At 43.8% G+C, this 18,020-nt stretch carries 14 protein-coding genes; 5 read left to right on the top strand and 9 right to left on the bottom strand.

The window, feature by feature from the left end; genetic code table 11:
* Genes lpxK through kdsB form a run of 3 tightly spaced genes read left to right on the top strand, consistent with a single transcriptional unit; the run spans position 1 to position 1,923 of the window.
* A complete protein-coding gene (gene lpxK / locus R2S67_RS18235; protein ID WP_065645404.1) occupies positions 1–1,008 on the top strand; it encodes a tetraacyldisaccharide 4'-kinase in 1,008 nt (335 codons plus the stop codon).
* Entirely contained in the window at positions 989–1,168 is a 180-nt protein-coding gene (locus R2S67_RS18230; protein ID WP_005390649.1) for a Trm112 family protein, read from the top strand. The genes lpxK and R2S67_RS18230 overlap by 20 nt, the downstream gene beginning before the upstream one ends.
* Positions 1,168–1,923, top strand: a complete 756-nt coding sequence (gene kdsB, locus R2S67_RS18225) for a 3-deoxy-manno-octulosonate cytidylyltransferase (protein WP_301658968.1) — start codon at positions 1,168–1,170, stop codon at positions 1,921–1,923. Before R2S67_RS18230 ends, kdsB begins: the two co-directional genes overlap by 1 nt.
* Before the next feature lie 77 nt (positions 1,924–2,000).
* On the opposite strand, the gene R2S67_RS18220 is transcribed toward kdsB, so the two are convergent.
* The 9 genes from R2S67_RS18220 to R2S67_RS18180 form a co-directional block, all read right to left on the bottom strand.
* Positions 2,001–3,560, bottom strand: a complete 1,560-nt coding sequence (locus R2S67_RS18220; protein ID WP_317346531.1) for a SpoVR family protein — start codon at positions 3,558–3,560, stop codon at positions 2,001–2,003.
* A gap of 11 nt (positions 3,561–3,571) precedes the next feature.
* Positions 3,572–4,843, bottom strand: a complete 1,272-nt coding sequence (locus R2S67_RS18215; protein ID WP_005390656.1) for a YeaH/YhbH family protein — start codon at positions 4,841–4,843, stop codon at positions 3,572–3,574.
* 47 nt (positions 4,844–4,890) lie between these two features.
* Positions 4,891–6,825: a PrkA family serine protein kinase gene (locus tag R2S67_RS18210; RefSeq protein ID WP_005390658.1), complete on the bottom strand. Its 1,935-nt coding sequence runs from the start codon at positions 6,823–6,825 to the stop codon at positions 4,891–4,893.
* Positions 6,826–7,311: 486 nt separating this feature from the next.
* A complete protein-coding gene (locus R2S67_RS18205; protein ID WP_317346529.1) occupies positions 7,312–7,812 on the bottom strand; it encodes a YfbU family protein in 501 nt (166 codons plus the stop codon).
* A gap of 136 nt (positions 7,813–7,948) precedes the next feature.
* The gene (locus tag R2S67_RS18200; protein ID WP_256955062.1) at positions 7,949–8,614 is read right to left on the bottom strand and encodes an energy-coupling factor ABC transporter permease; all 666 of its coding nucleotides are present in this window, start codon (positions 8,612–8,614) and stop codon (positions 7,949–7,951) included.
* Between the two features lie 154 nt (positions 8,615–8,768).
* Complete coding sequence (gene pflA / locus R2S67_RS18195) at positions 8,769–9,509, bottom strand: pyruvate formate lyase 1-activating protein (RefSeq protein WP_005390663.1); 741 nt, start codon at positions 9,507–9,509, stop codon at positions 8,769–8,771.
* 211 nt (positions 9,510–9,720) lie between these two features.
* Complete coding sequence (locus tag R2S67_RS18190; RefSeq protein WP_167394145.1) at positions 9,721–10,698, bottom strand: lipid A deacylase LpxR family protein; 978 nt, start codon at positions 10,696–10,698, stop codon at positions 9,721–9,723.
* A 153-nt stretch (positions 10,699–10,851) separates the two neighbouring features.
* On the bottom strand, positions 10,852–13,128 hold the full coding sequence (gene pflB, locus R2S67_RS18185) for a formate C-acetyltransferase (RefSeq protein WP_005390666.1): 2,277 nt from the start codon (positions 13,126–13,128) through the stop codon (positions 10,852–10,854).
* Between the two features lie 305 nt (positions 13,129–13,433).
* Positions 13,434–14,981 (bottom strand): DUF3360 family protein, encoded by a 1,548-nt coding sequence (locus R2S67_RS18180; RefSeq protein ID WP_005390668.1) that lies wholly within the window; start codon positions 14,979–14,981, stop codon positions 13,434–13,436.
* Between the two features lie 455 nt (positions 14,982–15,436).
* Here R2S67_RS18180 and R2S67_RS18175 point away from each other — a divergent pair, with 455 nt between their 5' ends.
* Both R2S67_RS18175 and R2S67_RS18170 read left to right on the top strand, forming a co-directional pair.
* Positions 15,437–16,912 (top strand): hypothetical protein, encoded by a 1,476-nt coding sequence (locus tag R2S67_RS18175; protein ID WP_053807156.1) that lies wholly within the window; start codon positions 15,437–15,439, stop codon positions 16,910–16,912.
* 264 nt (positions 16,913–17,176) lie between these two features.
* Positions 17,177–17,947, top strand: coding sequence for an ABC transporter ATP-binding protein (locus R2S67_RS18170; protein WP_005378438.1), 771 nt, complete (start codon positions 17,177–17,179; stop codon positions 17,945–17,947).
* The last annotated feature ends 73 nt before the right edge of the window (positions 17,948–18,020 follow it).

Genomic DNA, 18,020 nt, shown 5'->3' with positions numbered 1-18,020 from the left:
GTGGTTGAAAAAATCTGGTTTGAAAACCATCCAATAAAATACCTCTTGTGGCCGCTTTTGTGGCCACTGAGTGTATTATTTGGAGCAATAAGTAAGTCTAAGCGAAAGCAATATCAAACAGGCCGTAAGCAAGCCTACAACGCGCCTATCCCTGTTATTGTTGTCGGCAATATCACGGCTGGTGGTAATGGCAAAACACCAGTTGTGGTTTGGCTTGTTGAGCAACTGCAACAGCTTGGACTTAAGCCAGGGGTCGTTTCTCGTGGCTATGGAGCAAAAGCTCCTGCCTATCCGTTAGTGCTAAAAGAAGATACGCCTGCGAAACATTGTGGTGATGAACCTAAGTTGATTCATCGACGCACAGGAGCGCCTGTTGCGGTAGACCCGGTGCGTTCAAATGCAGTGAAAGCACTGCTTGAGTCAGGTGTGGATATCATTATTACGGACGATGGGTTACAACATTATGCGTTAGGCCGTGATATTGAGTTAGTGATTGTGGATGGGAATCGCCGATTTGGGAATGAAAGCCTCATTCCGCTTGGCCCACTGCGTGAAGGGGTCGAGCGTCTTGCTGAAGTCGACTTTATCATCACCAATGGCGGTCAAGCACATACGGGCGAAATCGCAATGACTTTAGCGCCATCTAAAGCCATTAATCTCAAGACTAAGCAACTTGTGGAAGTTTCTGAGTTAAAAGAGCTAGTGGCATTTGCAGGGATTGGGCATCCACCACGATTTTTTCATACACTAAACTCGATGAACGCAGATGTTAAAGTCACAAAAGGTTTTGCTGACCATCAAGACTTTGACCAACAAGAATTAGAAGCATTGGCTCAACAAGGGGCCAATGTGATTATGACCGAGAAAGATGCCGTCAAGTGCAGCCATTATGCGCAAGATAATTGGTGGTATCTGCCTGTATCTGCCCAGTTTGAACCAAACGATGCAGAGCAAATTTTAAAGAGAATAAAAGAGGTTAAAGCGGCTTATGGATCACCGTCTGCTTGAGATTGTAGCTTGCCCTGTTTGCAAAGGTAAGCTGACGTACGATAAAGAGAATCAAGAGTTGATCTGCAAATTGGATCGCCTCGCTTACCCAATCAAAGAGGGTATTCCCGTTCTGCTCGAGCCTGAGGCTCGTACTATGAGTATGGATGAGGGACGCTAATGTCTTTTACGGTTGTCATTCCTTCGCGTTACGCATCGAGCCGCTTGCCTGGTAAACCGTTAGCGGATATTAGCGGTAAGCCTATGGTTCAGTGGGTTTACGAGCAAGCGCTACAAGCGGGTGCGGAAGATGTTATCGTGGCAACTGATGACGAGCGTGTTGCTGATGCTGTCTCGTCGTTTGGTGGTAAAGTCTGTATGACCTCTCCTAACCACGAATCAGGTACTGAACGCCTTGCTGAAGTTGTTGAAAAGATGGCTATTCCTGCAGACCACATTATTGTTAATGTGCAAGGGGACGAGCCTTTGATTCCACCGTCTATCATTCGTCAGGTTGCTGATAACTTATCGGGGTGTGACGCTCCGATGGCGACATTAGCCGTAGAAATAGACTCGGAAGAAGAAGTGTTCAATCCGAATGCAGTTAAAGTTGTGGCTAATGAGCAAGGCTATGCGATGTACTTTAGCCGAGCAACTATCCCTTGGGATCGCGATAACTTTGCCAAACAAGACAAAATCATTGCCAACCCATTAATGCGTCATATTGGTATTTATGCTTATCGAGCTGGTTTCATTAATACGTATGTAAACTGGGCTCCGAGCGCATTGGAGCAGATCGAGTGCCTTGAGCAACTACGAGTGCTTTGGTACGGTGAAAAAATTCATGTAGCGGTAGCGAAAGAAGCGCCAGCAGCCGGCGTTGATACGCCAGAAGATCTAGAGGCGGTGCGCGCTATTGTGGCGAAGCAAGCATAACTAAAGGTCACATTGAATTAAGAACGAGAAAGGCTCCTGAATTAGGAGCCTTTTTGTTGCTTATATCCAAGTATTAGTTAGATGTTTGTGTCATATTGGTTTCGTTTAGGGCAGGTCGCTAAGACTTCTCGGTGACCTGTGTCTTTTACTTCTTGCAGAATGACATCAAATCCCCACAATCGGTATACGTGTTTAAGAACTTCTTCATAACTGTCATCAAGCGGGATTCGGTTATGAGGTACGTATTGCAACGTGAGTGAGCGGTCCCCACGAACATCGACATTAAATACCTGAATGTTTGGCTCAAGATTAGATAAGTTGTACTGAGCGGCTAAGGTTTCTCTAATGCGTTTATAACCCATCTCATCGTGTATCGCGGCGACTTCAATAAAGTTTTTGTGGTCATCATCGTTGATCGCAAACAGCTTGAAATCACGCATTAATTTCGGAGAAAGGTATTGGCTAATGAAGCTTTCATCTTTGAAATTATGCATCGCGAAATGTACTGCATCTAACCAATCGGTTCCTGCCAAGTCCGGAAACCACTCCTTGTCCTCATCAGTGGGTTCTTCACAGATACGTTTAATATCTCGGAACATAGCAAAGCCCAAGGCGTATGGATTAATACCATTAAAGTAAGGACTGTTATAAGGCGGTTGAGCTACTACACTGGTATGGCTATGTAAGAACTCTAGAATGAACTTTTCGGATACCAAACCCTCATCGTAAAGATGGTTGAGAATGGTGTAATGCCAGAATGTTGCCCAGCCTTCGTTCATGACCTGCGTTTGTTTTTGCGGATAAAAATACTGACTGATTTTGCGTACAATCCGCACGATTTCACGTTGCCACGGCTCTAGTAGCGGGGCATGCTTTTCGAAAAAGTAGAGCAAGTTTTCCTGAGGCTCGCTTGGGAATCGCTCTTTAAGATCTTCCTCTTTGGTTTTGGCTCTTGGTACTGTGCGCCACAATTCATTCACTTGAGACTGTAAGTATGCCTCGCGTTCTTCTTGTCGCGCTTTCTCTTCGGTAATGGAGATTTTCTCTGGTCGCTTGTAACGATCCACACCAAAGTTCATTAAGGCGTGGCAGGAGTCGAGCAGTTTTTCCACTTCCTGTACTCCATATCGCTCCTCACATTCAGCTAAATACTTTTTGGCAAACAGCAAATAATCGATGATGGAGCTAGCGTCCGTCCAGGTTTGGAACAGATAATTACCTTTGAAGAAAGAGTTGTGCCCGTAACAAGCGTGAGCAATCACCAGCGCTTGCATTGTCACGGTATTTTCTTCCATCAAATAAGCGATACACGGATTGGAGTTAATGACAATCTCGTAGGCTAACCCCATTTGACCATGCTTATAGTTCTGCTCCGTTTGGATGAACTTCTTACCAAACGACCAGTGGTTGTAATTGATGGGCATACCAATACTTGAGTAGGCATCCATCATTTGCTCGGAAGTAATCACTTCTATCTGGTTAGGGTAAGTGTCTAGGCGATAGTGTTGTGCGACACGCTTAATCTCTTTGTGGTAGCGTTCCAACAGCTCAAATGTCCAATCCGGTCCATCTGGCAGCATTTTACTATTACGCTTCTTAGGCGCCTCTCCTGAGAGGTTTTTCGTTGCGGTACTCATCGCTAGCCTCCTTACGCCGTTTCTTTTTGGAATAGTTCACGGAAGACTGGGAAAATATCCTCCACAGAGCGAATGTTTTTCATTGCGAAGTTCGGAAATTCATCGGTAAGCTTTTCGTACTCATGCCATAGAGTTTGGTGCGAGCGTCGCGTAATTTCTATGTAGGAGTAGTACTGACAGTTTGGCAGTAGTTTGTTCACTAATAGATCGCGGCATCTTGGCGAGTCATCTGCCCAGTTATCGCCATCGGATGCTTGCGCAGCATAAATGTTCCATTGTCCAATTGGATAGCGCTCTTTTACGATTTCGTCCATCAGTTTCAATGCGCTGGATACAATAGTGCCCCCGGTCTCTTGCGAGTAGAAGAACTCGTGTTCGTCCACTTCTTTCGCTTGGGTGTGGTGGCGAATGAAGACAACGTCTACATTCTCGTAAGTACGAGTTAAGAACAGGTATAACAGAACGTAAAAACGTTTTGCGATGTCTTTTGTTGCTTGATCCATCGAGCCCGATACGTCCATCAAACAAAACATCACAGCTTGACTAGAAGGTACAGGGCGTTTTTCATAGTTTTTAAAGCGTAAGTCGAAGGTGTCAATAAATGGAACCCCCTCAATTTTCTTACGCAGCTCTTCAATTTCAGCCTTCAAGCGGTTCTCTTCAAACTGCTGAGCGGGTTCAATGTTTTTGATGCGAGCAAGTTCATCTTCTAGCTCTTTGAGAAGACGTTTCTTACCCGCGGTCATTGCCGTACGTCGTGCAAGAGATTGTTGCAGCGAACGTACTACCGCAATGTTTGAAGGGATACCAGCAGTTTGAAAGCCTGCGCGGTGCGTTTTCCATTCAGTAATTTTGGCAATTTGGTTTTTTTCTAGATTAGGCAGCTCGAGATCTTCGAACAAAATATCGAGGTACTCATCTTTTGATATTTGGAATACAAATTCGTCTTGGCCTTCTCCATCTGGACTGGCATTGCCTTCTCCCGAGCCACTACCTTGACCGCCACCTTTGGGACGCTCAATTTTATCACCAGTAATGAACTGGTCATTGCCGGGATGAACTCGTTCGCGAACACCACCTTTGCCTTGATGAAAGATCGGCTCATTGATGTCTTTGTGAGGGATAGAGACGTCTTCGCCCGTTTCCGTATTCGTAATCGAGCGTCGATTCACTGCGTCTGCTACCGACTCTTTTATTTGCTCTTTGTGGCGCTTCAAGAAGCGCTGTCGATTAACAGCGCTCTTGTTCTTGCCATTGAGCCTTCGGTCTATAAATTGCGCCATGAAATAGCCCTCTTCATGTTTCACAAGCGACCTAACTCAATACTGGGTTAGGATGACTTACGTACTCGTAGGTACCACTCAGAAAGTAGGCGAACCTGTTTCTCGGTATAGCCTTTTTCCATCATGCGAGCGACAAAGTCGTCATGCTTCTTCTGATCTTCAGAAGAGGTTTTCGCATTAAATGAGATAACCGGAAGTAGCTCTTCGGTATTGGAGAACATTTTCTTCTCGATTACTGTGCGCAGTTTTTCGTAGCTGGTCCAAACCGGGTTTTGACCATTGTTATTCGCTTTCGCACGAAGCACAAAGTTAACGATTTCGTTTCGGAAATCTTTCGGGTTAGAAATACCAGCGGTTTTCTCGATCTTCTCTAGCTCAGCGTTGAGTGAAGATCGATCAAATAGCTGACCAGTTTCTGGATCTCGGTACTCTTGGTCTTGAATCCAGAAGTCTGCGTAGGTGACATAGCGGTCGAAGATGTTCTGACCGTATTCAGAGTAAGACTCGAGATAAGCGGTCTGAATCTCTTTACCAATAAATTCAACGTAGCGAGGCACTAGGTAGCCTTTCAAGAACTCGAGATATTTCTCTGCCGTTTCAGCAGGGAACTGTTCACGTTCAACCTGTTGTTCAATCACATAGAACAGGTGTACAGGGTTGGCTGCCACCTCGGTTTGGTCGAAGTTAAATACGCGCGACAAAATCTTAAAGGCGAAACGTGTAGAGAGACCATTCATGCCTTCATCGACACCCGCATAATCACGATACTCTTGATAGCTTTTTGCCTTTGGATCGGTGTCTTTGAGTGTTTCACCATCGTAGACGCGCATTTTTGAGAAAATGGATGAGTTTTCAGGCTCTTTCAGGCGTGAAAGAATACTGAATTGCGCTAAAGTTTCTAGCGTGCTTGGAGAACAAGGAGCCTGAGACAGCTCACTGTTTTCGAGCAGTTTTTGGTAAATTTTCACTTCTTCGGATACGCGGAGACAGTAAGGTACTTTTACAATGTACACACGGTCGAGGAAGGCTTCGTTATTTTTGTTGTTACGGAAAGTCTGCCACTCAGATTCGTTCGAGTGAGCCAGAATCATACCGTCGAATGGAATCGCAGAAAGACCTTCAGTACCGTTGAAGTTACCTTCTTGCGTTGCCGTCAATAGTGGGTGAAGTACTTTGATCGGCGCTTTGAACATCTCAACGAATTCCATTAAACCTTGGTTTGCTTTACACAGCGCACCGGAGTAGCTGTAGGCATCTGGGTCGTCTTGCGAGTAATGTTCGAGTTTACGGATATCGACTTTACCAACCAGTGATGAAATATCTTGGTTGTTTTCATCCCCTGGTTCTGTTTTAGCAATACCGATCTGATCGAGAATTGAAGGGCGAACTTTCACTACCTTAAATTTAGTGATATCGCCGCCAAATTCATGAAGGCGTTTAGCGGCCCATGGCGACATAATCGAGCGAAGATAACGTTGCTCGATGCCATATTCTTTTTTCAAAATATCGCCGTCTTCCGTGGCTTTGAATAGACAGAATGGATGGTCATTCACTGGGCTACGTTCGCCATTAGCAGTAAGAACATAGATAGGCATCTGTTCCATCAAAGCCTTAAGTTTTTCAGCAAGTGAGGACTTACCACCGCCGACAGGACCGAGTAGGTAAAGGATCTGCTTACGTTCCTCTAAACCTTGCGCCGCGTGTTTTAGGTAAGACACAATTTGCTCTATGGCATCTTCCATACCATAAAAATCTTTAAAGGTTTCATAACGAGAGATAACACGATTCGAGAAGATGCGGCTCAATCTCGGGTCTTTTGCCGTATCAATTATCTCTGGTTCACCGATCGCCATCAGTAGGCGTTCTGCTGCATTAGCATAAGCGCTTTTGTCATCCTTACACAGGGCTAGAAACTCCTGTAACGACATCTCTTCATCTTTTGCAGCTTCATATCTTGATTGATAGTGGTCGAAAATACTCATGTCGCTTTCCCCTTTAATAGTCAGTCTACCGACGAACGTTGATTCAGGCTTTCCCACCTATTGTTATGCTCCTTGTTGTTTGAATATACGTCCTGTTATCACATTTGGTTCGTACAGAATGTAAGATTGGCGACACCAAAGACTTTGCTTTATGGACAGTTTTTTCATTACAACGGTGAGCGGTGGGTATGAATCTTTCAATCACAGCCTTTCTCTACTTAAGCCTAGTCGGGGATTTGCAATTTTGCTTAACAATTATGAATTTATTGCAAAAGTGACATTTGAATCACTCTTTCACTGAAGATGAATTTATGTCGTGAATAGGTGCAATAGAAATCAGATATTTGGCAAAGACAGAAGAGTCTCAGTGATTCATTGCTCTACATCGCACAAGGGAAGCGTAAGAAGGTGAAAAAGCAGCGGTAAGGTTGTGACAGGGCAAATAAAAAAGGAAAGCGAGTGCTTTCCTTTTCGTAGACGAATATTTTAAGCGCTGAAGATTTGTGCAAGCTCGTTTTCGCATAAATGGTACTGACGAGGGCAGTTGCGCCAAGTTTGTAGCATACGACGGTATTTATCCAGCATTGGCATTTGGCTGTTAAAGTGATGGTCTGCTTTATCAAATTGAGGGTACAGACCTTCAGAATCAGTAAGGAAGCGTACGTAATGGACTTGTTGGGCCTCTGAAGCAATATCAAACCCAAGGAACTGCAAGCGGCGCTGATCCACTTTGTTACGATCTTCGGTATCGAGCATGTTGTAAGATTCTTGCATCGCGTGATACATCTCCATAACGTCGATGATCTCACGACACTCCGCTTCTGACAGACAGCCGAAATCTTTATTCAATTCACGCATTTGTAGCTCATAGCCACGTTCAACGATCGTTTGTAAGCGTTTGTATTTGGCCGCATTACTTGGATCAAGTTGAGACATAAGGTTGTATTGGTTTGATAGAATCAAACGTTGAGCGTTTGACATTTCCATGATGACCTCACTAGATATCTAATACATTTTTAATGTGCTTAGGTTAACGCTTAAGACATGAGTGAAACATGATCTCAACACATATTTAATACTAAAAAATGGCAAGAACTGTCACTTTTGACCAGTTTAAAAACACTTATTTATGGTAATGATTGTATATGTAGTCTCGGTCTGAAAATACTCTTAGCCACTCTGGCTTGAATACGGTTAAAACCGCCAGTGACATACCATTTAATAGGCCCTCAGGGAAGGCAAGCAACGGTACAAAAATAAAGTAGTTATGTTGAATGGTTTCCCAATCGTAATGACCAACCGATAAATGGTAAAAGGAGTTAATCAGCAGATGCAGGCTTCCTGTTATCGCGCCGTTGAAAAAACCTGCAACGAAGATGAACACAAAAATGTTTCTTGGCAAGTAGTGATAACTCAAAAGAAAGACGAGGTAACTAATGAAGATAGGAAGCAGGGCAGACAATACTAAAGACGTGGGTAACTGCAACAACGACACATCATGTAGCAGGTGGTTGACCAGCATTGCGGGGATACTGATTAGAAAGGCCATACGCCAACCATACATCATCGTCAGCGTTGTTAGCGCGAGAAAATGAATCTGTAGTCCTTCTTTTACGCCTGCTTGAGTTGCCCATAGGATGCTGAAAAAAAAGAGTGTTGCAAAAACGAGGTGCTGAAATGCTTTTTCCTTTTCAAGCTTGGGCCAAACGACTTTTTTCCAATCTGGTAAACAGTAGGCGATTACTATCCAAAGTATGACAACCAGCGAGCCCAAGTTAAACCAATCCATGTTACTACCTTCCTATGCGATCATGACGCAATCATTTCTATTGTTCTTTTTATACCTAAATCACTTCATAGAGATTCATTGAAGGTACTTAGGTATAGTTAAAAAAATACCAGCATATTGCTGGTATTTTAAAGAGGTTAGTCTTGCTGTTCACTTAGTATTTTACGTTATCGTTGTACTGCGCAAGAATGGATTGAATCTCGTCCATGGTTTCTTTCGGTGGAGGGTTTACCCCTTCGAGTGGGTATTCTAAGCCCAATGCTTCCCATTTATGGGCACCCAATTTGTGATAAGGAAGTAACTCGACCTTTTCGATGTTATCCATATCTTTAATAAACTCACCAAGCATGTGTGCTGCTTCTGGGTCATCTGTGTAACCAGGCACGACTACATAGCGAATCCAAGTTTTCTTTCCGATTTTTTGCAAGTAACGAGCAAAGTCCAATGTACGTCGGTTCGATACGCCGATGAGATCTTGGTGCACTTCATCTTTCATGTGCTTGATATCAAGCATTACTAAGTCTGTTGCATCCAGTACTTCATCGATAACATCAGTGTGTTTACGAACATAACCGTTCGTATCTAGACACGTATGAATACCTTCTGCCTTAGCCGCGCGGAAAAAGTCCCGTACAAATTCAGGCTGAAGCATCGCTTCGCCGCCAGAACAAGTAACGCCACCACCTGATGCATTCATGAAGTGGCGGTAACTTTTCGCTTCGGAAATGATCTCTTCAACCGTAACTTCTTTGCCATCATGCGTATCCCATGTATCGCGATTGTGGCAATACTTACAGCGCATCAAACAACCTTGCAAGAAGACGATAAAACGAATACCAGGTCCGTCTACGGTACCACATGACTCAAATGAGTGAATACGACCAGTTGTTGACATCTTTTGCTCTCATTACTAGTAAATTCTAGCTGTTATTTTATTACAAAAAGCAGGGTTAAAACAGCTTTGTCGGTACTAAAGGCAAGGTTATGTGAAGAAAGAAAATAGATAGACCAATCTAAATAAATGCTTGATCACAGGGTTGGTTAATACCAAACGAGAGAACTTGCCTTGTATTTAGATTGGTACGGATACAGGGATAAGTCAGCTTTTAGAAAAAGGCGAACACAGAGAAGGAGCCTGTCCCATAAACATCAGTTTGGGATTCTTCATAATCTGGCGTTTTTATCGTAAAGGTTAGGCTTGCACCGTAATTTTGGTTATACCAAGTTGCACCCGCTACGGCGCTTGCTTGCCAATTTTGCAGTGTGACGTCGTATGGCGCGGATGGCTCAGGAATACCAGGGCGATCACCTTCGATGGTCATGTCATTGAAACGGTAACGACCTTCAAACCCCGTAAATAAGAACCAGCTTGAAGTATCCTGTGCGAGCATACTCGCTGAGAACGGACTCTCAACACTAATATTGGCGGCTCCGATGCTGCTTGCTAGGTTTGTACCCCAACGAAACATGACGCCTTGAGAGACATCACTACGGAAGTTACCTGCATTGATGTCGTTAATGTTGGTGATTTCCCATTGCGTTTTTTGTTCTTCGCTGCGCATCAATTTATTAAATACGCGGTAGCCAAGGCTAAACGCCACTTTATCGTCGATCTGGTAATCCCAACCTTGTGGGTCAGTCGAGCCTGTTATGCCGTGAACGATTTCTTGCGCTTTTTCTGAAAGCGAACTTTCACCTGTTGCACCGATGGTGAAGTTGTAGCGGACGGCCTTATCATCAGTCAAAGAAAGATAGTTGATCTCAGTATGTAGATAACCCGCATATGGGCGATCATTGACCAGTGGATAATCCGCTTCAATGTCGCTCGGAGTCCACATTTTGTGGCCAAGAACCAACTCTATTTTATCGATATTGGCGTGTTCTGAGTCAGCCAGACTCAGCCATTTCCATTGGCTTTCTTGTTTCAGTTGGCCTGTTGCGTAGGAAAGAAAAATACCATTTGTGTAGTCTTGGTCGACGCCGAAAATACCATCATTGTCGAGTGTAAAAGAGACCGTAGACTTAGTGGATGCCATCGCAACTGGAGAAAGAAGAGTAAGAACAATTAATTTACTGAGTTTCATATACTTTATTTACTAACTTTTTTCGCATCATACGTAAGAATGTGGGCAAAATCTTTCGTAATATCACAACTTTCATTCAAGAAATAAAAAAAAGGCTGATGCTTMKAAGCATCAGCCTTTGTTGTATCACTAAAACGTTATTTCATTAAAGTCTTATAGAGACTCTGTGAATGTACGTGCGATTACGTCAGCTTGTTGCTCTGCAGTTAGAGAGTTAAAGCGAACAGCGTAACCAGATACACGGATTGTTAGCTGAGGGTATTTCTCTGGGTGCTTAACGGCGTCTTCTAGAGTTTCGCGGTTAAGAACGTTCACGTTTAGGTGTTGACCACCTTCGATACCCGCTTCGTGGTGGAAGTAACCATCCATCAGACCAGCAAGGTTAGCGCGTTGTGAACCCTCGTCTTTACCTAGTGCATTAGGTACGATAGAGAATGTGTAAGAGATGCCATCTTGTGCGTCAGCAAACGGCAGTTTTGCAACTGAAGTTAGTGATGCTACGGCACCTTTCTCATCGCGACCGTGCATTGGGTTAGCACCTGGAGCAAATGGAGCACCAGCACGACGACCGTCAGGTGTGTTACCAGTTTTCTTACCGTAAACCACGTTTGAAGTGATAGTAAGAATTGACTGAGTAGGGATTGCATCACGGTAAGTCTTAAGCTTACGGATTTTGCCCATAAATACAGAAACAAGTTCACATGCGATATCATCAACGCGTGGGTCGTTGTTACCAAATTTAGGGTAATCACCTTCGATTTCGAAGTCGATTGCTAGACCGTCTTCGTCACGGATTGGCTTAACTTTTGCGTATTTGATTGCAGACAGAGAGTCAGCCGCAACAGATAGACCAGCAATACCACAAGCCATAGTACGTTTAACGTCACGGTCATGTAGAGCCATTAGTGCCGCTTCGTAGCTGTACTTGTCGTGCATGAAGTGGATAGCGTTTAGTGCAGTCACGTACTGCTTCGCTAGCCAATCCATGAAGTGGTCCATTTTCTCCCACAACTCATCGTAGTTCAGTACATCGCCTTCGATCTTCGGCATTTGTGGACCAACTTGGATTTTTAGCTTCTCATCCACACCACCGTTGATGGTGTAAAGCATAGTTTTCGCAAGGTTAGCACGAGCACCAAAGAACTGCATTTGCTTACCAACAACCATTGGAGATACACAACATGCGATTGCGTAGTCGTCAGAGTTCATGTCTGGACGCATTAGGTCGTCGTTTTCGTACTGGATTGAAGAAGTATCGATAGACACTTTCGCACAGAACTTCTTGAAGCCTTCAGGTAGTTGCTCAGACCAAAGAACAGTGATGTTTGGCTCTGGAGAAGGACCCATTGTGTATAGTGAGTTTAGGAAACGGAAGTTTGTACGAGTAACTAGCGTACGACCGTCAAGACCCATACCACCCATAGACTCAGTTGCCCAGATAGGGTCGCCAGAGAATAGATCATCGTACTCAGGAGTACGTAGGAAACGAACCATACGTAGTTTCATTACGAAGTGGTCGATCATTTCCTGAGCTTGTTCTTCTGTGATGCGGCCAGCAGCGATATCGCGTTCGATGAAGATGTCTAGGAACGTAGAAGTACGGCCTAGAGACATTGCCGCGCCGTTTTGAGATTTAACAGCAGCTAGGTAACCGAAGTAAGTCCACTGGATAGCTTCTTGTGCAGTTTCAGCAGGACGAGAAATGTCACAACCGTATTTTGCAGCCATTTCTTTGATTTGACCTAGAGCACGGTGTTGCTCTGCGATCTCTTCACGAAGCTGCATTGTCATTTGTAGGTCTTCGCCGTTCTCGAAACGCTCTTGTAGAGAAGAGAACTGTGCGAATTTATCCTTCATTAGGAAATCAATACCGTATAGAGCAACACGACGGTAGTCACCGATGATACGACCACGACCGTATGCATCAGGAAGACCAGTCAATACGCCAGACTTACGACACGCCATGATTTGTGGAGTATAGATGTCGAAAACGCCTTGGTTGTGAGTTTTACGGTATTCTGTGTAGATTTTCTTAACTTGTGGGTCAAGCTCGCGGTTGTAGGCTTTGCATGAACCTTCAACCATACGGATACCACCGTTAGGGATGATCGCACGCTTTAGAGGAGCGTCAGTTTGAAGACCTACGATAGTTTCTAGGTCTTTTTCGATGTAGCCTGCATCGTGAGCAGTGATGGTAGAGATAACTGAAGTATCAAAATCAACAGGAGCGTGAGTCGCGTTCTCTTGTTTGATGCCTTCCATTACCTTAGCCCAAAGCTTGTTAGTCGCTTCAGTACCTTCAGAAACTAGGAAAGATTCGTCGCCTTCGTACGGAGTGTAGTTCTTCTGAATGAAATCACGAACGTTTACTTCGTTTTGCCAGTCGCCTGCAGCAAAACCTTCCCAAGCTTTAGCAAATTGCTCTGCCATGACATACCTACCTTTTTAGTAGAAAAAAATACGTACTGCTTCGCCGTTGAGCCAGCTATCCCCAAGTTAAAGAGGGGAACAGTACACTCTTATGAATAACAATATTTATAGTCTTAAATTTAAATATTCGAGTTACAAAACTATAAATGTTGTCACTAGTTTTAACGTTTCTCTTTTTAAGCAACAGTTAGAGGTTAAACTAAAATTTTTTTGCAAACCTTAAACTAAATCAATAAATCCTCAAAAATCTCGATAAAAATGGGGTAGCGACTAGCGCTACCCACACATTTTCTGAACTGTCAGCTTTACAGCCAAGCTTGGATGCCATATTGGCCTTCAAGCATACCAACTGCAAGCATAGCAACTAAACAGATAATAAGTACGCTTACTGGGATCACAATCTTGTCTACAAATGACAAGCGAGACGCGCGCTCTTTATCACCAATTAAGCCGTTGTTATCTAAAAGCATAGTTAGTGCCCAAGCTAGAACAGGGTTAACGACTGCTGAACCAAAGATACAGATGCCTGCTGCTTGTGAATCTTTTGAGTCTTTCACCATCTGCATGCCTGCTTCAAGTAGTGGTAGAGAGACACCAACGAGAAGAGCAACGCGCATAACAGGTGGCCATACAGCAACATCCATAGGGAAACCAAGGATTGCAACAATAATACATAGAGAACCTAGTAAGATTGCACCGCCAGGAATAGGGCGCTTCGCGATTGCTGCAGGGATCATGTAAGTCCCCCAAGATGATGTGATGTTACCACCACCGACAGCAGTACCGACCATTTGGCGCACAGAACACATTGTCATTGTGTCATCAACGTCCATCAGTACTTTTTCACTCTTACGTGGGTAGTTCATTTCTTGGAAGATGCGGTGACCCAAGAAGTCAGGAGACCACATTGCTACCGCAAGAATTGCGAATGGTAGAGAAGCGATGAAGTGTTCCATATTAGGAAGACCAAGCATCCAACCTTCTTCTGTTGAGCCCCACCAGTAGATTGGGTTTAGGTTTGGAAGACCCGTCTCGGTTACGAATTTAATATCGAAGCCTGCGCCAAGAACAAGTGCGATTGCAAGGCCAGTGAAGGCACAAACAGGGATTGCTAGCCAGCGTTTGTTCACTTTAGCAAGAAACGCGTACAGGCCAATGGTAACCGCAAGAACGATTAGACCGATGTAACCCATGCTACCTGCGGCAACTGTGTCTGATTGCAAACCAACAGCCCAAGCTTGAATGGAATTAATTTGGCTCATCGTTCCGGTTAAACCCAAGAAGATGAGAAGGCCACCAGCCGTACCTTCAGAGGTGAGGTTAACCAGTTTTGAACCACCTTTTAACAGGCTCAGAATTAAACCAAACACACCAATAAGAATTGCCAATGCAAGAGGGTGAGCACCAGCTAGCGCGATCGTACCAATAAGAGGGATCATTGGGCCGTGGTTACCTGCTAGGTTGGCTTTAGGGTTAATAAAGCCAGAAGCAAGTACACAGAAAAGAAGTGCAGGGATGAGCATCTCTACACGGGCAACTTCGATGGCGAAATCTTTGCCCAGGTTAACATGGTCCCATGCGGCAGTTAGGCCTTCAGCCCAAGACATCATTACCGCAGAGTACATCGCGATAATACCAATCGTACCGGCAAGTGCTGGAACAAGATCTTCAAGTTCAAAACGGAAGTCACGACCTGGCAAGTTTAAGCCGAAACGACGCGGCTTCATAATTTGTAGTTCGTGGTCTAGGTAGTCTGAACGGCTTGCGAACTCAGATGCTGGACGATGAAGCTCACGGTAGCTCTTGGTCTCGATATCTGAATCAGAGTGCGTTTTGTTAACTGCGTCTGACATAGATTCCTCATATATTTAAAAGTTATGAATTCTTCATTCAATTGTGTTAATCCGCATCCTGCGGCACGCTTATGCTAGCTATTATTAGATTTGTTACACGTCGACATTGTGCCTAAGCATAGCTAATAACTTATTGTGTTGAGGCACAAAAAAATCCTCATCTTTTGGCAGGAGTCTAGCAAGATAGCCATTTAGGGTGATTGATTTAGATCACTTTAAGAATGGTTGTGAAATAAAACTACAGAAAGTTTCTGGCATGCGAATGAGATGGTGAAATCTTGTGTAATTTCATTACACAAGTTGCATAAAATTAGAATTTGTTGCTCTTATCGTTCTGGGATGCAGGGTAAATATCAATATTCATGATGATTATATAAAGCTGGCTTTATTCTTGCTTTCTACAGGGCAAAGACGATTTTTTGGCTAATCATTGCCGCTCAGTTTAGGAAAAAGACATGAAACAGCTTAAAGTACTGCCACTAGTGGCAATCATCTCAGGGTTAATGGTCGGTTGTGGCGGCGGTGGCGGTGGCGGCGGTGGTGCTGCGCCGAAAACAGCGTTTACTTTTGATTTTGCTATACCAGCAACAATGACTGAAAGTGAAGCTACTGCGAAAGGTTGTACGGTGTATGACCACAAAACTGAGCTGAACGGTGATAAAACGGTTTTAACCTATAGCGCAGCGTCAAAAGAGCAAGTGACTAACTATGTTATCGGTTACTACTCTGATGCAGATGGCAAAAGAGCCGGAGACATCATCAAACCAACCACTGATAACTTTAAGTTTTATCTTGAAGATATTCCTGACGGCGGCTTTGTAACGTTTCAAGCAATAGAATTTAACGGTAGAGAAGCTCGCGTAAATACGTTTTCAAAAGAATTCTTACAAGATAAGAAACTACGTAATGCCACGTTTGCCCTTAACCGAGACTCTTTGAACAAGTGCTTTACTGGCGGTAACTTAGCAAGCAATAAGTTTACTAACCTAGATTACCGAAATGCTGAATCAGGTGGTGGAGACTACAACTTTGTCTCGCAAACCGATATTTTCACGTCACCTAACCCTGATATGTTGCCTACCGATGAGCTTATGGGGCTTAAAGGTGAGCCTACGGCGTTGTTCCAGTATGAATCTGGTTCAAGCGACAAAGCGCTTTACCAGTATGGTATTGGTTCGTGGGGGACTGGTGAGATCGCCTTAGTCAGAGCGGATAATACGTCAAACATTTATTCGTCTTCTGATTATACTTACGACACTCTCCACATTGGTTTTATTACTAACGGCTTTGCGTATGATGCGCTGAAGCTAGATAAAACGGCCGTTGAATATAATCGCCCTAGTGCAACGAATAAAGAAACTTGGGTCTACATGGCGTTCTCAGAGAATCAAGTTAATGGTTGGGACTCTCTACTTAACGAAACGGTCTCTGATGGATGGGATATTGACGTTGATCCAAGCTCTTACTTAAATATTGATAACCTGCCAAACACAAAACCAAGTGTATCAACACAAGGAAGTGCAGACTCGGTGATTGATCTGGACATGGGTTTAACATCGTCTACAGAAGGCTTTACTCGTGTCGCTTACTTTGCGGCTTCAGGCGACTATAAAGTCACACATCGTATTTTCACAAAGAGCGACAGTGACTCTGTTGTTGTTCCTGAGCTCCATTACTACAATTTCCCAACATCAGCCGTTAACGGTTTGAAAGTTTCAGCTTCGGACGATTTTAATCGCACTGCTTTGGTATTGAGTGACGATAGCAATATCGACTCTAAAGTTTTCATGAGCTTCTTTTCTAATGGTGAAGCGTCAGAGCCTGAGCTAGATGAAGACTTGGATGGCATCATTACTTCTGAAAAAGAAGGCCTAGAAAATGAAGTGACATTACGTACTTCAAACTCATTGGTAGTCAGTCGTTTTAATTAATTCATTACGACCCTAAATAAGTTTCAATTAACACTTTTGTAAATTTATTAAGCCCCTTCTAAAGGGGCTTTTTTATATTTAATATTCAGCTTTTGAAGAATAAGTTGCTATATATTGCATATTAATTTGGCTATCGTATCTTTCTATTCGAATTATTTAGGTTAATAATTTGTTGCAAGTTTCAGGGTGTGGTGCTAATTTGTTCCGAATTAGAGAGGGCGGAGTCCCTTAATTGCAGTGACAAAAACACAGGGAGTAGAGCGCATGAATGATGTACCAGCGCTAGATATAAAAGACCTGCACAAAACATTTGGACAAAATGAAGTTCTCAAGGGAATTTCTCTTGCCGCGCACAAAGGAGATGTCATCTCCATCATTGGCTCTTCCGGTTCTGGTAAGAGTACCTTTCTTAGATGTATCAACTTGCTAGAAACGCCTACCGCAGGCGAAATTTGGGTGAATGGTGAATTAATCCAAATGAAGAACAACCGAGCAGGGGAATCTGTTCCTGCTAATGAAAAGCAAGTGCAACGTATTCGCTCACGTCTAGCGATGGTGTTCCAAGGTTTCAACTTATGGTCACACCTGACAGTACTAGAAAACGTGATTGAAGCCCCTGTTCATGTTCTAGGCGTACCAAAAGCCCAAGCGATTGAAAACGCAGAAGTCTTGCTTAAGAAAGTAGGCCTATATGAGCGTAAAGACTATTATCCTGGACACTTATCTGGCGGTCAGCAGCAACGTGCCGCTATTGCCCGTGCGCTAGCAGTTGACCCTGAAGTGATGTTGTTTGACGAGCCAACCTCTGCGCTTGACCCAGAACTCGTTGGGGAAGTGTTAGGGGTAATGAGAGATTTGGCAGATGAAGGACGAACCATGCTGGTGGTCACGCACGAAATGGCGTTTGCGCGAGACGTATCAAACCATGTGATGTTCTTGCATCAAGGCTTAGTGGAAGAACAGGGAAATCCAGCTAAGCTATTTACAAACCCGGATTCAGAACGATTACAGCAGTTTATCTCATCCATTTACTAATATTTTTAGGCGGCAGACTATTGCCTCCTAAGCCAGCACAACAAACAAAACGAAATAAAATAGCAATCACAGG

The sequence above is a fragment of the Vibrio sp. T13N genome (assembly GCF_032970445.1).
GTDB classification, from domain to species: domain Bacteria; phylum Pseudomonadota; class Gammaproteobacteria; order Enterobacterales; family Vibrionaceae; genus Vibrio; species Vibrio diabolicus.
This window is presented reverse-complemented; position numbering and strand designations above follow the sequence as displayed.

What these genes read in the sequence shown, in the direction of transcription:
- R2S67_RS18230 (WP_005390649.1), top strand. Translation starts at nt 989, where the DNA reads ATGGATCACCGTCTGCTTGAGATTGTAGCTTGCCCTGTTTGCAAAGGT.
- kdsB (WP_301658968.1), top strand. Translation starts at nt 1,168, where the DNA reads ATGTCTTTTACGGTTGTCATTCCTTCGCGTTACGCATCGAGCCGCTTG.
- R2S67_RS18220 (WP_317346531.1), bottom strand. Translation starts at nt 3,560, where the DNA reads ATGAGTACCGCAACGAAAAACCTCTCAGGAGAGGCGCCTAAGAAGCGT.
- R2S67_RS18215 (WP_005390656.1), bottom strand. Translation starts at nt 4,843, where the DNA reads ATGGCGCAATTTATAGACCGAAGGCTCAATGGCAAGAACAAGAGCGCT.
- R2S67_RS18210 (WP_005390658.1), bottom strand. Translation starts at nt 6,825, where the DNA reads ATGAGTATTTTCGACCACTATCAATCAAGATATGAAGCTGCAAAAGAT.
- R2S67_RS18205 (WP_317346529.1), bottom strand. Translation starts at nt 7,812, where the DNA reads ATGGAAATGTCAAACGCTCAACGTTTGATTCTATCAAACCAATACAAC.
- R2S67_RS18200 (WP_256955062.1), bottom strand. Translation starts at nt 8,614, where the DNA reads ATGGATTGGTTTAACTTGGGCTCGCTGGTTGTCATACTTTGGATAGTA.
- pflA (WP_005390663.1), bottom strand. Translation starts at nt 9,509, where the DNA reads ATGTCAACAACTGGTCGTATTCACTCATTTGAGTCATGTGGTACCGTA.
- R2S67_RS18190 (WP_167394145.1), bottom strand. Translation starts at nt 10,698, where the DNA reads ATGAAACTCAGTAAATTAATTGTTCTTACTCTTCTTTCTCCAGTTGCG.
- pflB (WP_005390666.1), bottom strand. Translation starts at nt 13,128, where the DNA reads ATGGCAGAGCAATTTGCTAAAGCTTGGGAAGGTTTTGCTGCAGGCGAC.
- R2S67_RS18180 (WP_005390668.1), bottom strand. Translation starts at nt 14,981, where the DNA reads ATGTCAGACGCAGTTAACAAAACGCACTCTGATTCAGATATCGAGACC.
- R2S67_RS18175 (WP_053807156.1), top strand. Translation starts at nt 15,437, where the DNA reads ATGAAACAGCTTAAAGTACTGCCACTAGTGGCAATCATCTCAGGGTTA.
- R2S67_RS18170 (WP_005378438.1), top strand. Translation starts at nt 17,177, where the DNA reads ATGAATGATGTACCAGCGCTAGATATAAAAGACCTGCACAAAACATTT.